This is a genomic window from Mediterraneibacter sp. 210702-DFI.5.30, assembly GCF_020560115.1.
GTDB classification, from domain to species: Bacteria; Bacillota; Clostridia; order Lachnospirales; family Lachnospiraceae; genus Mediterraneibacter; species Mediterraneibacter faecis.
The window spans coordinates 273,644-287,432 of the sequence record NZ_JAJCME010000001.1; the positions used below are offsets into that span (position 1 = coordinate 273,644).

A 13,789-nucleotide genomic window follows, 5' to 3' on the forward strand; every position below is an offset into this window, starting at 1 on the left:
TATGAATGCTATATGTATTGCTTAATAATCCGAGTGATGATTCCCACTGCAACATTCCGTTCTTCATCAATATGTGTCACAACAAAGGACACCTTATCTTTCTTTCCAACGGTGCGGCTGTCGTAGCAACTGTGAGCAATGGCGTTGACGCCCAGTTCTAACCGGACGAAAACAGTCCCTTTGTGGATGTCTTCCACCGTTCCGGCATATTTTCCCTGTACCCGACAATTTTTCAGATTTTCTTTGCTGGTGTTGCCTTCCACGCTTTTTACATCTGCATGGATGGAGAGCGTTTCTGGGGAATCTCCCTGGATAGTTAAGATCCGAACCAGAATATGTTCCCCTACCTGGAATCGTTCCCTGGCATCACCCAGCCAGTCAAAAGACAGATCTCTTGCAAGGATGGAAGTTTCTACACCAAAGATTTCTGCCCGGACTACTTTTTCAGCAACGGCAATGACTCTGGCCTGCACAATACGGTCTTCGTGGATTTTAGTCTGTCCGGAAGAGTCCTGATCAAAATAGAAAATCTGACGTTTTTTCAGCATAGCATCTTTCCGGCTGGCAACGATGCTTCTGGATTTGGTATCCAGACCTTTGATAATGAAATCAATTTCGCAGCCAAGCATATTATTCAGAACCTTATTCTGGCGGAGGGAAATGTCACCGTAGTCATGGGCTTCATCTTGGACCAAATTGATCATCATTTCCGAGATAGGGATGACTGCCCGATAATCTTTATAGTAGATAATTGCTATTAAGCTGCCGGCTTCGGTCTTTTCAATACCACCCAGAATACCAGTGAGAATTTTCCGGGTACGATAGGCATTTTGGATGTCATGCCAGATTAAATCCGCTTTTGATTGAGCAGTTTCTAATACAGTATCGGAGTCAAGGGTTAAAATAGGGGTGTTCAGGTTCATTGTTTCGTTTGCCATAAATGTTATCTCCTTTCAAAATGTGTTATGACATGATGGAATCTTTATCTAAAGGAACCATGCCAGATTCGGGGGAATCTTCTATAAAATTTTCCTGAAGGAAATCCTCCATAAAATCATCGGGAGTAGGTTCCTGATAAACGGGTTCGGATGTAAAATGTGGTTTCTGTTTTGCTATTGATGCAGAAGATGGACGGCGTTTCCTTTTGGATGATCCGGATGAGGGCTGTGGTCGATAATCTGTTTCTTCCGAGGAACCATTTTTGCGCCATTCAGGTATGTGTTCCGATGCTTTTCTTGGTGTCAGCTTTTGGGCGTCTGGATGCAGGGTATAATCGTACTTTTCTACTTTTAGGACTTTTTGTCCACGTAGGATAACCAATGCAGTATCAAGCGGGAGCCGCAAGATTTCATCTGGGGTTAAGAGTTTTCGTTTGCCGATAGACTTTGTCTGTCGGTATTCCGGTGTATAGTCGGATACCCGCCAGCTATTGAGCTGCTTGGCTTCGCTGCTTACCCCTACGGTTACATCGCCGCTGCGGTTACTGATAAAGGTAGCAGTAACTTCATCTGTGCAGCCCAAAAAGAGCTGGGTGTCACAGTTGCCGATAATTTCCTGCCATTGGTTATAAGGATAGCGGTTCTGCATCTGGGGTAAATTCTGAAAGATGCAGGAAATGCTGAGATTCCGGCTTCGGATTACACTGATCTTCTTATTCAATTCCAGGATAGCTCCGGTGTTAGCAAGCTCATCAGCCAGTATATGTACAGCAACAGGAAGTTTTCCTTCTTCTCCATATTTATCTGCATAACGGACCAGTTTGATGAAGATGAAGGTCATAAACAGGGAAGATAAAAAATCGAAGGTGCTGTCTTGGTCTGAGGTAATGCAAAAGTAAGCACATTTCTGTTTCCCCGGAAGTGTCAGATCAATCTCATCATAAGAGGTAATCTGCCGAATGAGTTTATTCTGAAATACCTGAAGTCTGGCACCCAATCCGATAATAACTCCGCTTCGCACGGTATCACTGGCTTGTTTGTAGATGCAGTAAGGAACTTTTGCTGGATGGGACACTGGGAGCAGATCAAAAAGACTGTTCAGCTCCTTTTCAGAACTCATGGTCAGCAGCTTATAAACCTGTCCGATATTTCTGGCTTCCGGTGGAAATCCCTGATCCACATAGAGAACCAGGGCTTTTAGCAGGTTCATCTCCGCATTATCCCAGAAATGATCTCCTTTTCCGGAACCTGTATTCTGGATGATGACATCTGCAAATACCTGAGCCATCGTTTCTTGTCCATTGATTTCACCCAGACAATTCCAACTATCCGAGTTTTCCGGATTGACCAGATTAAATGCTTTTACTACATAGCCCTCGTTTTCCAGATAAGCAGACATGCTTTCATAGAGTTCGCTTTTGGGATCGGTAATGATTAAACTTTCCCCGGAAGCGTTGTTGCCTTCCTGCCCTCTGGCGACACACTGGAAAATCATATTCCTGGCAAATGCCCTGGATTTCATGGAACCGCTGGCACCATACACGGCGATATTTTTATTCATTCGTGTTTGATATGGAAGACATACGGCTTTGCCATTCAATTTTCCTAAAATGGTTCCTTTATTTTTCTTTACATCTCCGGTCAGTTCCAAAACTTTCATCATTTCATCTGGAGTCATGAATCCGGATGTACCGTAGGTTCCTTTTGTAGAGTAATTTAAGTTCCGGTCATGGTCACTAATCTCCCCGTTTCTGTCATATCCCATACGCATAAGTAAAAAAGTAAGAAGCCCAAAGAGAACCAGGCAAAGAAAAATCCCATACAAATTGTATGGGAAATCGGTAAGGGCAGTATGAAAGCATACCAATGGGTGTAAAGAAGCTGCTTGCGGATAGGTTCCGTTGCCGGCAAAGTTTCCGGCAGAAGTCCATTCCTGATAGTTTTTAATAAATTGTGCTGCGTATCCTCCGGCATACAGAGTGCAGACGCTTATGGGAAGCAAAAACAGGAACTTCCACCATTTACGGTTCATTGAAAAACCTCCTTTTAAACTTTTGAAAATCAATGCTGGAGAAGTGTATATCTGCAGTTAGGTATTTTTTCAGGCAGGGAAGCTGAAAGTCAAAGCAAATCAGGTTCCCGGATAGCCCATATACATTTAATCCAGTATTGAAGCGGTTGATACGCTGCATGTCAAAATCATACGCAAGCAAAATAGGGTTTTCCTGGCTGTCTATTCCATCATGTTCAATTGGCAGATCCTCACGCTGGGGAAAACAGTCGGACAGTAGTAACTGATTAAGCTGCATCATACGCTGGGGTTGTACCAATAAACGGAGCAGGTATTCTCCGTAGCTGTTATTGGGCAGGAAATAGAAGTGTTCATACGCAGTATCCAGCATGAACAGTGTTTTTTTGTATCCCCCGGTACTGGTAAGGAGACGGAAAGCCATATCCATATCACTGCCGGTCATGATGGCATAAACGGTAGGCGGGCCATGGTAAGGAAGTCCTTGAAGATAGTGCTGCAAAAAAGCATTGAGTCGGACTTCCGTTTTGTATTCCCATTTTAGAAGTGTATTTCCGGTATTATAAACAGCATAGACACAGTGAGGAGCCATCAGGATTCCCATACTACGGGAATTTTTGATTTTAGTAGTGGATGCTCCAAGATTTTTTATTTCCCTAGAAGAGTAAAACAGAGGAAGGCTTCGCATAGGAAACGTAGCCGCTTCGCCGGATTCAGAAAAAAGCAGGGGCTTTTCATCTGGAAAGAATGGGATTCCAGCATGGGAAAGCGTCAAATAGGTTTCTGCTTTTTGATGAAGTCGCAGCCGTCTTGGTAATTCGCTACGTATGAGGTTGGTTTCTGCATTTCCGGTTAAATAGTTTTGAAAACGACAGGAATTTTGCGAAAGCAGCAGTTCTTTTGCCCGTTTGGTAAGGCGATAACCTCGTAGGCCATCTTTATAGTGTGTTCTTATAAGCTTACTCTGCTTTAAATCTGTAACCACCTTCTCTGCATAGGAATCACTCTCAATCAATCTGTTAAGCTGTCCGGAAGGGAATTCCCCACATAGTCCAACCATTTCCAAAAGCTGATATTTTATAGAATCGGTTTTTATCAAATAAGCATCACCTCAGTTCGATTTTTACCTATGACAGCCTATACTTGGGTAAAGTAAGGGCGGTATTAAGCATAAAAAATGCAAAGAATATGGCTTCTTTGCAGAAAAATTACCTATATCGGAAAAAGAAAGAAAAATATCAGGAAATTTCCGATATGGTTTTGATAGACGATTTTCTATTTTTCAGCCAGCCAGGAAAGATTTCCGGTTCCATTACAAAGATAACGGTGTGATCGTAATTCCCCAGTTCTGTAGTGTGATAGGAGTCGCAAAATAGTCCCGTATCATCAACCAGAACATAGGAAGCGATAGTATCTAAAATCTGTTTGAACTCCAAATTATCGTAATCACGTATCCGTTGTAAAGAAAGGCTCTGGTCATAAATTTGACTGAAACAGACCACACATCTTTTATATAACGGAATAGAATGTTCTGTCACATAAGTCTGCAAGGCAAGGTTTAATGGCTCATGTAGAAAAGCGGTGTTGGTTCGCAATTTACGTTTGGGCAGTAGTCCTGGCATGGTAATGGAAAGAACACGATTTGAAAAAGAGATTTTGATTCCCTGCACAGCCGCAGCCTGTTTCAGATAGTCTTTCTTTCCAGTATCAGTTGTGGTATATACCAGATTTCTGAGCTGGCAGGCAATCCTTTCAGAACGTAGGGCAGCACTGATACTCAGCTCTTCGTATTTGTCGGCATACGCTTGAATATCTGTTGTTTTCAATGCAAAAATAGTGTTGTGAAGTTTTTGGACTTCATCATCAATGCTCTGTAAACGGTCAAAAACAGTTTTGGTGTTCATACATACCTCATTTCTTTGCATAATAGCTGACAGATCCGGTAGAGGAGTCTACAAGGCAAAAGGCAATCACACCTGTGATATGGATTTTTGAAGCCTGTTCTTCCGATTCTAATACAACCAGCCGTTTCGCATCGCTTTTTGTCTGGCTTTCCATGACATGATTGATAAGATATTCCTGCTCCTGGGGGACATAGAGGACTTCATACCACTCATCTTTAGAGAAAAAGTTCAATTTCACAGGAAATTCACCGTCAGTATGGTACACAATGGCGTTTTTGAAGTCCAAAAGCACCCAAAAAGATGCAATCATTCCATAATCAGGATTGTTTGCAGATTCCTGGCTGTCGCAGAGAAGCCCGTTCTCCTTATCATAGATAATGCGTTTTTGTTTTACCAGACTGGTGATCAGAGACTTGATAGACTCTCTGTTTTTGGAAAAGAGCCGTAAGATCTGTTCATATTGCAGCGAATGGTAAGTTGTAATGAACCGGAGCAGTTGGGCACCTTCCCCTTGATAGATTTCATTTCTTGTTTTCATGGTAATCTCCCTTCATTATATAATAGGAAGTTTTACTTACACTGTACGCACAGAATACGTCTTATTTTAGGGGAAGTACGCTGTACGTACTGTGTAAGTATTGGCTACTGTCAGCGAAAGGTTTACGGGTACAAAAAAAGCACCAATTAAGGTGCCGGTAAAAAATAGGAATACTATAAGCAATATCAATTGTAACATGGGTAAGATAACCCTTCAATCGCAGAAGTGTGCCAAGTTGAAGTAAAATATAAGAAGTAAATGTGCCAAATAGAAAAAAAAAAGTGCATTTTAAACAAAAAATATGGGAAGTATATAGGAACTATGGTAATGTGGGAAAAACAAAAATTTATAATGAAATGATATATGAAATTTTGATAAAGAGGTATTTATGGAACTATTACGGTTTGTGTATAAAAATTTTTGTGAAAATAAAAGGCTTTTAATTTTTATAATTATGGGGAATTTCCTGACTTTTGTATTAGCATTAGTTGTTCCGTATTTGAACGGTTTTTACTTTAATATAGTGATATATACACCAAGTAAAGAAAAAATAATTAAATTTGGTTGTTTAATAGTGGGGCTAGGGGTGATAACTACAATGTTGACATATTGTTTTAATATTTATAAAACTAAAGTTCAGTCCCAACTTGTATTTAAAACAATGAATGAAATTATAAGGTGTGTACAATATTCCGACTATAGCGAAAGTAGTAAATTTAATCCATCTTATTTACATCAAAAGATCAATATTGATGCAAATAAAATATGGTCTTTTGTTTTTGATAATATTATAAGTAGTGTATTTCAGAGTTTAACTATAATTGGGGTAATAATAGCAATTGGAAAAATAAATAAAAAAATATTTTTACTTATAATGTTCATAGTTCCAGCTTACATACTTAGTTATTATTATTTAAAAAAACCGTTGTATGAGCAAAGTACTAGATATAAAGAAGAACAGTCTGCATATTACAAGCATATTAATGAACAATTTGAATTTATAAAAAAAATAAAGTTATGGGCTGATTATAAAAATAAGGAAAACAAAAGAAGAAGAGAGTTTGGGAAATATTTAGAAGAATTCATGAAGTATACTAAGCTTTCATATTTTTACAATTCTTTAGAGAGTATCATTACGCTTGTTTTTAAATCAACAGCATTAATAGTTGGTGGTATTGAGATGATTTCTGGAAACTTAACATTAGGAGAGTTTTTGATAATTTCATCATATTTTGGAATGCTGATACAGAGTATTAAATTTTTCTTTTCCTTTGGGCAAGTATACCAAGATGCAAAAAATTCTTTTGATTGGATTACAAAAATAAAAAATTTGGAGAAGGAGCAGTACGGAACAAAAATAGTTAATCAAAAGATTAATAGAGTTAAAATTAGTAGATTAGAATTCAGTTATGATAATAAAAAAATTTTAACAAATTATAATGAAGAATTTATGGAAGGAATTAATCTGATCATGGGAGCGAATGGTAGCGGAAAATCAACCCTTTTATATCTTTTGTGTGGTTTATTACACACTAAAAAGAAGGGAAACATTGAGTTTAATAATATTCCTATTTCAGAAGTAGAAATTGAATCCTTGAGAAAAAATAAAATATCTATATATATACAAAATCAAAATGAAATGGATATAACGGTAAAAGAGATGTTAGCAGAACGTTTTGATATAGGTGCTCTTGAAATATTGATAAAACAGTATCATTTAGAAAATATATATTTGACGAATCAATTTAATATTTTGCATTATTTAGATAGAGCATTTCATGAATTATCGGGTGGGGAAATGCAAAGAATTCAACTGTTACCAGTATTATTAAAAAATACAGATATTATGATTTTGGATGAACCAACATCTGATTTAGATATGAAAACAAAGGAAATATTATCAGAGATTCTTTGGGAGTTAGGAAGGGAAAGGATAATTTTTATAGTAACTCATGAAAGAAATCTTTTTGAAAGATTTTCTGATATAAAAACTATTTATCTAAAATAAAAGAAAGGAGAACTCAGTAGTTAATATCAAAGGAGGTAAGTATATGTTTTACGATAATATAAGTTTAACTAATAAGGAAAAACTATTAAAGAGTATTCCTAAATTTGAGGAAGAAAGAATATTTTATTTCCGACATGAAAAAGGTAATAAAAAAAGTTTTGCTATTGTAAACGGAAAGACTCAAGAAATGGTTATGAATGGAGAAGCATGGGAAATACTTAAGCTATGCAATGGAGAAAGGACAGTAGAACAAATCAAAGAAGATTTTGCAACAAGATATTCATATATGAATCCTACGGCTGATTTTCTTAAAGATGTTGTGGTTACATTGTTTGCATTTGATAAATTATGGGCTTTGTCATGGGGAAAAGGAGGATCACCATTTATGGTAAACGGAACTATAAAATTAAATGAAAAATATGATTTGATTTGGGCAACTGAAGATGACATTAGGGAAATATTTGCTGCATATAAAATGTATGCAGATAATACAGAATATACATATCATAATTGCCCAGCAAATAGGAATAAAGGATTGAGTGATTACCAAAAAGAAACTGTACTAAGGAGCAAGATGTTTTATTATAAAGAGGATTTTTTTGTGTTAAAAGATAGAGAAGGAAATGTAATGGGAATAACATCTATATCCAATAATCACCCAGAAACGGATATATTAGAAATTACAACATTATTAGTTCCAGAAGAAATATTGGAACAAGTACTTATAGGGTGTGAACAACTATTGAAGAGTTTGTATCCATTTAATATTTCTAAGTTGAGAATTAAAACGATAGGTTCAGATTTAGAAATGTTGGAAAAGCAGTTGTTTAATTGTGGGTTTAAAAAGGTTTCACAGTTAATGGATGAGTATGGAAAAGGAAATGACTTAATTATTTATGATTGGACAGTATGAGCATTAGAGAGGTATATATATGAATAGAAATATAGACTTTACAGTAGGACCATATCAGTTAGCTTTAGATATAACAAACAAATGTAATTTAAGATGTTTGCATTGTTACAATGCAAGTGGTGAAAACAGAGTAATGGAACATGAATTATCTGATGATGAGGTGATTAAATTTGTTAAAGATATTTTGCCTATGAAATTGTTGAATTTTTGTTTTTGTGGCGGAGAAACATTATTGAGAAAAGAACTTATCTGCAAATGTATAAAAATGTTAAGTAATTGCGGAGTCAGGACAGCAATAGTAACCAATGGCATTTTGGCATCAGAAAGTGTTATACGAGATTTATATCATTCGGGATTGAATAGCATACAGTTTAGCGTAGATGGTGCTAAAGCGGAGAGCCATGATAAATTAAGAAATAAGACAGGCGTTTATGACAGCGTGTTTAGAGCCATAGATATTGTTAGAAAGTATGATATGGAAATGTCGATTGCATTTACACCAACATCATTTAACATAGAGGAGTTGGAAGAATTACATACAAAATTAGAGTCAATGTCTTTTAATAATAAAATTGAGTTACGTGTACAGCCACTTATGCCATTAGGACGTGGGAATAAAAATTTAGAGAATATTTGTCCTACAGATATTCAATATAGAAAATTGGTAAACACAATTAATACGATTAATGCACGTAACCCAAGTATTAAAATTGTATGGGGAGATCCTGTTGATCATTTAATACGTTTTCCGGAACATACAGAACTACCGATGTATTATATAAGTATTCGTGCAAATGGAGATATTGTTACAAGCCCTTACCTGCCATTAGTTGTTGGAAACATCAGAAATCATAGTATTGAAGAGTACTGGAATGGTGGTTTATATGAATTATGGAAGAAAAAGATTCCTTGTTATATGGCAGCATTTATTAAATCAGTTGGAGACATGGGGAGAATCACAGAAAAATTTCCTGCTACGTTCATGGATGATATTTACATTGATATGTTAGAAAAGGATTTGGATGATTTGAGTCTTTTACCCAATAATTGAGATATATGATAGAGTGTTTTATCATACGTGAGTATTTTGATAAAACAAATATTTATGAAAGGAGGAAACCGTATGGGCGAGGATATGAATGGATATCAGCCACCGGTAGTGGAAGGTTTGGATGGTGATGACAGTAGTGGAGTTTCAACTTATGGTACAGAATGGGTATGGGAAACATATTATGTTACCTATGTTAACGGAGCTGTAGCTGGAGATACGGTTATCATTACAATTAATATTTAAGCCTAAACTATGGTAGCATTGAGGATTTTAGTATTTTTAAATACTAAAATCCTCTCTTAAATTATTTAAAGGAGCATTCTAATAGTGGAAGATATTATTTTAAAATGTGAAAGAATCGAAAAAAAGTATAGTAAAACAAAAGCTTTAGATAATATAAATTTATCAATATATACAGGCCATATTTATGCACTGATTGGAGAGAATGGTGCTGGAAAAACAACTCTCATGAGAATTATATCGGGACTTATTGGATCTGATAATGGAAAAATGGAGTTAAAAAGCAAAAATATAGGTGCTTTGATAGAAAAACCAGCGTTTTATCCGGGGCTTACGGCAAAAGAAAATATAAAAATTATAAGTTTGATGAGAAGCACTTTGATAGAAAAAGAAATTGTGGAGCTTGCAATGAAATTTGGAATTTGGGAAAATCATAAAAAAGTAAAAAATTATTCACTAGGCATGAAGCAAAAATTAGGTATTATCCTTGCTTTAATTGGGAAACCACAATTATTGGTATTAGATGAGCCATTAAATGGGTTAGATCCTAAAAGTACTATTCAGATACGAAAACTTTTAAGTGATTTAAGAGAAAAAGGTATTACAATTTTAATTTCAAGCCACATATTAGATGAATTATTTAGGGTAGCCACAGATTATATTTTTATATCCCAAGGGACTATTAAGAAGAATTTTACGTATGAGGAAATTGTTCATAAATATCCGGATAAGATGCCAGAAGAAATATATTTAGATATATTGGAGGAATGAGTATATGTTAGATGCTATCAGAAGCGAGCAATATAAAACACGCCACACAAAAATTTTTACTATACTCTGTGTGGGAGCATTAGTATTAGGAGTAATTACAGTTTATATGAATCATTCTATGTATATGGCGGGAAAGATAAAGGAGTTGTCAGGGGAAAATGCACTAAAAAGTGGTATGAGTAATATTAGTGTTGCAATAATCTTGTGTTCTATATTTTTGGATGTTAATTTAGGTAGCGAGTTTCAAAACAGAACATTACAATTAAGTGCATCTTTTGGCAATAATAGAAAAATAATTTTTGTCAGTAAAGGGATAGTTAATATTTTTTATAGTGTTATTTTATCTTTTTTATATCCAATGGTATTAACATGTGTAACAACCATGCTTTATGGATGGACGAATGATACTTTTTCATTTGGAATGATATTTTTAAAACTATTGGTTACTATTCTATTGGAAATTACTATATTTCTTATGTGTTTTGGAGTGGAATTTATAATGGAGGGATCCAAAGCTGGACTGTTATTTAATGTATTGGTAATAGGGATTGGTTTTCCTATATTACAATCATTAGGAGAAAAAATAAATCTTATTAAGAGAATTTTAGAAGTTACACCTATAGGTTATTTAGATGTTTGGGTAAAACAAGATATTGATATTAACTTTATTGCTAAAATATTGATAATTGTAGTAGTGTGGAGTATTTCTACATTGAGTTTATCGTATATAATATTTAAAAGACGTGATTTGAAGTGAAAGGGGTAATTATATGAAAAGGAAGGATAAGTTTACAGTAGTATCTATTATTGTAACGATAGTTTGTATACTTGTTAGTATAATATTTTTCTTTTTGGTTCCTAATAAAATATCAATTCAGTGGAGTGCAGCAGAACCCAGTAATATAGTTAGTAAGACATATATTTTTATTATGCCAATCATCTCTGTGCTTACCCTCAGCATAGGAAAAAAAATATTTAGGTTTGTTGTATATAAATATTTCCAAAGAGAAAATGAGAAATTTATTTCGTATTTGAACATGTATTTTAATATAGTTTTTTTGACATGTGAATTGTATGTTATTGCGTATGTTTATGGAGTCCGTTTAACTATTAGTTCGATAATACTTGCAGAAATAGTTATTGGGGCTGCTGTAGGAATAAAGATATTAAAAAGGAGATAATTTATGAAAGTTTTAATAGTTGCGTTACCACAAAAGATAAGTAAAAATCAATTTGAACCTTTGGAATTAGCACCGATGGCAATTTATCTTTTGGCTTCTATATTAATGAAAAATAAACATGAAGTAAGCATAATTGATCCTTGCGAATTTATCCAGTATGAACACAAGGGGGATATAGAGGAATTATGCGCTCAGTATATAATGAAAAAAATTTCTAGTAAAGATATACAGTTGATTGCGTTTTCAGTCAATTCTTTTAATTGGTCTAATACAAAGGTTATTATCCAACGAATAGCGGATAATTTTCCAGACGTTAAAATAGCATTGGGTGGGTTGCACCCATCAATATTTGATAAACATGTTTTAGAATCATCAGATGCCCATATAGTTATGCGTGGTGAGGGTGAAAAGATTATTGTGAATTTATGCAATGCTCTTGAGTATAATATGACATTAGAGGGTGTTAAAGGTATTACTTATAAACTGAATGGTAATGTGTTACGAAATGAAGATGAAATAGAACTAACAGTCGAAGAAATGGAAAATACACCGTATCCAGCATATGAATTATTACCTTCATCCAATCCATATACACAGTTGCCGGTAGAAACTTCTAGAGGGTGTCGTTTTAGTTGCGCTTTTTGTTCCATACCCCATAGGAGAAACTGGAGAGGTTTATCTGTTGAGCATGTAATTAAACGTGTTAAGCATGCACTGCAGTTTAAAGATAACATAAATAGAGGGACTAGATTACTATTCGTAGATGATTGTTTTACGGCAAATGGAGAAAGAGCTATTAATGTTTTTAAAAAGTTGCATCGTTTGTATGGTTATACCGAAAAGGTATTTATCGAAGCAAGAGTTACTGATATATTAAAGAATCAAATATTACAGAATATACCACTGCAAATGGTTTCATCTATGCAAATAGGTGTAGAATGTGGGTATAATGAAGGATTGAAAAAAATAAGAAAGGGGTTAACGGTAGAGCAACTTTTTAGTGCTTTAGAAATTTTAAAACAGTATCAATTTGATAAGCATTGTTTTCTTTCCTTTATTATAGGATTTCCATGGGAAACAATGGAAATGATCAATAAAACACTAGATACGATTGAATTAATATGTACAAAATATAAAATAGTGTGTAATTTGAATTGGTTATTATTGTTGCCTTCAGATTTATGGTGGGAAAAGGAAGATTTTAATATACATATTGAAGAAGATATGTTTGATAATTTATTATGGTATGCCAACAGTGATTATTTCTTTACAACACATCCGCTAATTAGCATGGAGGATATTATACAGGTTGAGAAGCGAATAGGGGCAATGCAAAGACAAGGAGGAACTGTAGCATATAGAAGAAGGATAGGAAATGAGGAAGATTATATAGAACCATCAGCATGCAGCGAATAAGGTGAAATTTTTTATATTAAGCTTTTATTTATTCAAGAACATAGAATTCTTAAGAATAGAAATATTCAAGGAACTCTATGTTCTTACAATGGAGGGGGAAACGTTTTAACATGTTTAATTACTAAAAATGATAAGATGAAGAGTTAATCATCTTAAAGCACATTTAGAGAGAAATAAGTTTCCAAGTATTCTCGATGTTATAGTTTTGTAATTATTTAGTAGAACTCACTCAAGAAGTTATTAGTCTGTCTTTTTCTCGAACTTTTTGAGTTCTTCAATTTCTTTTTCTAATTTCTCAATTTTTTCTTTTAGCTCATTAGAAACACACTCATTCTTGTTTTTCTGAGGATCAATGCTTGAGAGAAAATCGGGAATAATACAAGCATCAAAAATGAAAAGAAAGGCAGTATATAATTGGATGATTAATTTAAGAGTGGGTTGATTGAAATCTGCAAGAGCCAGACAGGATGCAAACCATAAGCTGGCAAAAAAACTCATTTTCTTCAAATATTGTTTTCCGTGTTTATCAAGTATTAAAATCATTACTATGAATGCAAAACTTATAGCAAACCCTATTATTTGTAAAAAAAGTATAAACTCATTATCTGTCAAGTATTCTGACGAAATCAGAAGTACAAACATAAGAATGGTTATCCCCATCATGAATGGCCATTTTTTCAATGCATTGTACATTGCTTTTAATTGTTCTGCCACACTTTTAAATTCCTTAGGCATATCTAATTCTTTCACTCCGTTAGTCATTTGAAATAATAGGTAAAATTAGAGAAATCTCCCCTATT

The 13,789-nt window shown here is 34.6% G+C and carries 14 protein-coding genes; 8 read left to right on the forward strand and 6 right to left on the reverse strand.

The window, feature by feature from the left end; translation table 11 throughout:
* Positions 1 to 8: 8 nt before the first annotated feature.
* The 5 genes from LI126_RS01295 to LI126_RS01315 form a co-directional block, all read right to left on the reverse strand.
* On the reverse strand, positions 9 to 938 hold the full coding sequence (locus tag LI126_RS01295; RefSeq protein ID WP_005340395.1) for a hypothetical protein: 930 nt from the start codon (positions 936 to 938) through the stop codon (positions 9 to 11).
* A gap of 25 nt (positions 939 to 963) precedes the next feature.
* On the reverse strand, positions 964 to 2,970 hold the full coding sequence (locus LI126_RS01300; RefSeq protein ID WP_227164670.1) for a VirD4-like conjugal transfer protein, CD1115 family: 2,007 nt from the start codon (positions 2,968 to 2,970) through the stop codon (positions 964 to 966).
* On the reverse strand, positions 2,960 to 4,066 hold the full coding sequence (locus LI126_RS01305) for a hypothetical protein (protein WP_004223623.1): 1,107 nt from the start codon (positions 4,064 to 4,066) through the stop codon (positions 2,960 to 2,962). Before LI126_RS01305 ends, LI126_RS01300 begins: the two co-directional genes overlap by 11 nt.
* A 139-nt stretch (positions 4,067 to 4,205) precedes the next feature.
* Positions 4,206 to 4,871, reverse strand: coding sequence for a DUF6100 family protein (locus LI126_RS01310; RefSeq protein ID WP_175443009.1), 666 nt, complete (start codon positions 4,869 to 4,871; stop codon positions 4,206 to 4,208).
* A gap of 7 nt (positions 4,872 to 4,878) precedes the next feature.
* Entirely contained in the window at positions 4,879 to 5,409 is a 531-nt protein-coding gene (locus LI126_RS01315) for a DUF5697 family protein (RefSeq protein WP_092073373.1), read from the reverse strand.
* A gap of 388 nt (positions 5,410 to 5,797) precedes the next feature.
* Here LI126_RS01315 and LI126_RS01320 point away from each other — a divergent pair, with 388 nt between their 5' ends.
* The 8 genes from LI126_RS01320 (at position 5,798) to LI126_RS01355 (ending at position 12,989) form a co-directional block, all read left to right on the forward strand.
* Positions 5,798 to 7,417 (forward strand): ATP-binding cassette domain-containing protein, encoded by a 1,620-nt coding sequence (locus LI126_RS01320; RefSeq protein ID WP_059085306.1) that lies wholly within the window; start codon positions 5,798 to 5,800, stop codon positions 7,415 to 7,417.
* 43 nt (positions 7,418 to 7,460) lie between these two features.
* Positions 7,461 to 8,330, forward strand: coding sequence for a hypothetical protein (locus tag LI126_RS01325; RefSeq protein ID WP_092069504.1), 870 nt, complete (start codon positions 7,461 to 7,463; stop codon positions 8,328 to 8,330).
* Positions 8,331 to 8,349: 19 nt separating this feature from the next.
* Positions 8,350 to 9,381, forward strand: coding sequence for a radical SAM/SPASM domain-containing protein (locus LI126_RS01330; protein ID WP_015526870.1), 1,032 nt, complete (start codon positions 8,350 to 8,352; stop codon positions 9,379 to 9,381).
* A gap of 72 nt (positions 9,382 to 9,453) precedes the next feature.
* A complete protein-coding gene (locus LI126_RS01335; RefSeq protein WP_015526871.1) occupies positions 9,454 to 9,624 on the forward strand; it encodes a hypothetical protein in 171 nt (56 codons plus the stop codon).
* A gap of 84 nt (positions 9,625 to 9,708) precedes the next feature.
* Positions 9,709 to 10,392: an ABC transporter ATP-binding protein gene (locus LI126_RS01340; RefSeq protein WP_059085308.1), complete on the forward strand. Its 684-nt coding sequence runs from the start codon at positions 9,709 to 9,711 to the stop codon at positions 10,390 to 10,392.
* A gap of 4 nt (positions 10,393 to 10,396) precedes the next feature.
* The gene (locus tag LI126_RS01345; RefSeq protein ID WP_059085309.1) at positions 10,397 to 11,149 is read left to right on the forward strand and encodes an ABC transporter permease; all 753 of its coding nucleotides are present in this window, start codon (positions 10,397 to 10,399) and stop codon (positions 11,147 to 11,149) included.
* 13 nt (positions 11,150 to 11,162) lie between these two features.
* Positions 11,163 to 11,573, forward strand: coding sequence for a DUF1648 domain-containing protein (locus tag LI126_RS01350; protein WP_059085310.1), 411 nt, complete (start codon positions 11,163 to 11,165; stop codon positions 11,571 to 11,573).
* Positions 11,574 to 11,576: 3 nt separating this feature from the next.
* Entirely contained in the window at positions 11,577 to 12,989 is a 1,413-nt protein-coding gene (locus LI126_RS01355; RefSeq protein ID WP_110925732.1) for a B12-binding domain-containing radical SAM protein, read from the forward strand.
* 240 nt (positions 12,990 to 13,229) lie between these two features.
* On the opposite strand, the gene LI126_RS01360 is transcribed toward LI126_RS01355, so the two are convergent.
* Positions 13,230 to 13,703, reverse strand: a complete 474-nt coding sequence (locus LI126_RS01360; protein WP_227164671.1) for a hypothetical protein — start codon at positions 13,701 to 13,703, stop codon at positions 13,230 to 13,232.
* Between the last annotated feature and the right edge of the window lie 86 nt (positions 13,704 to 13,789).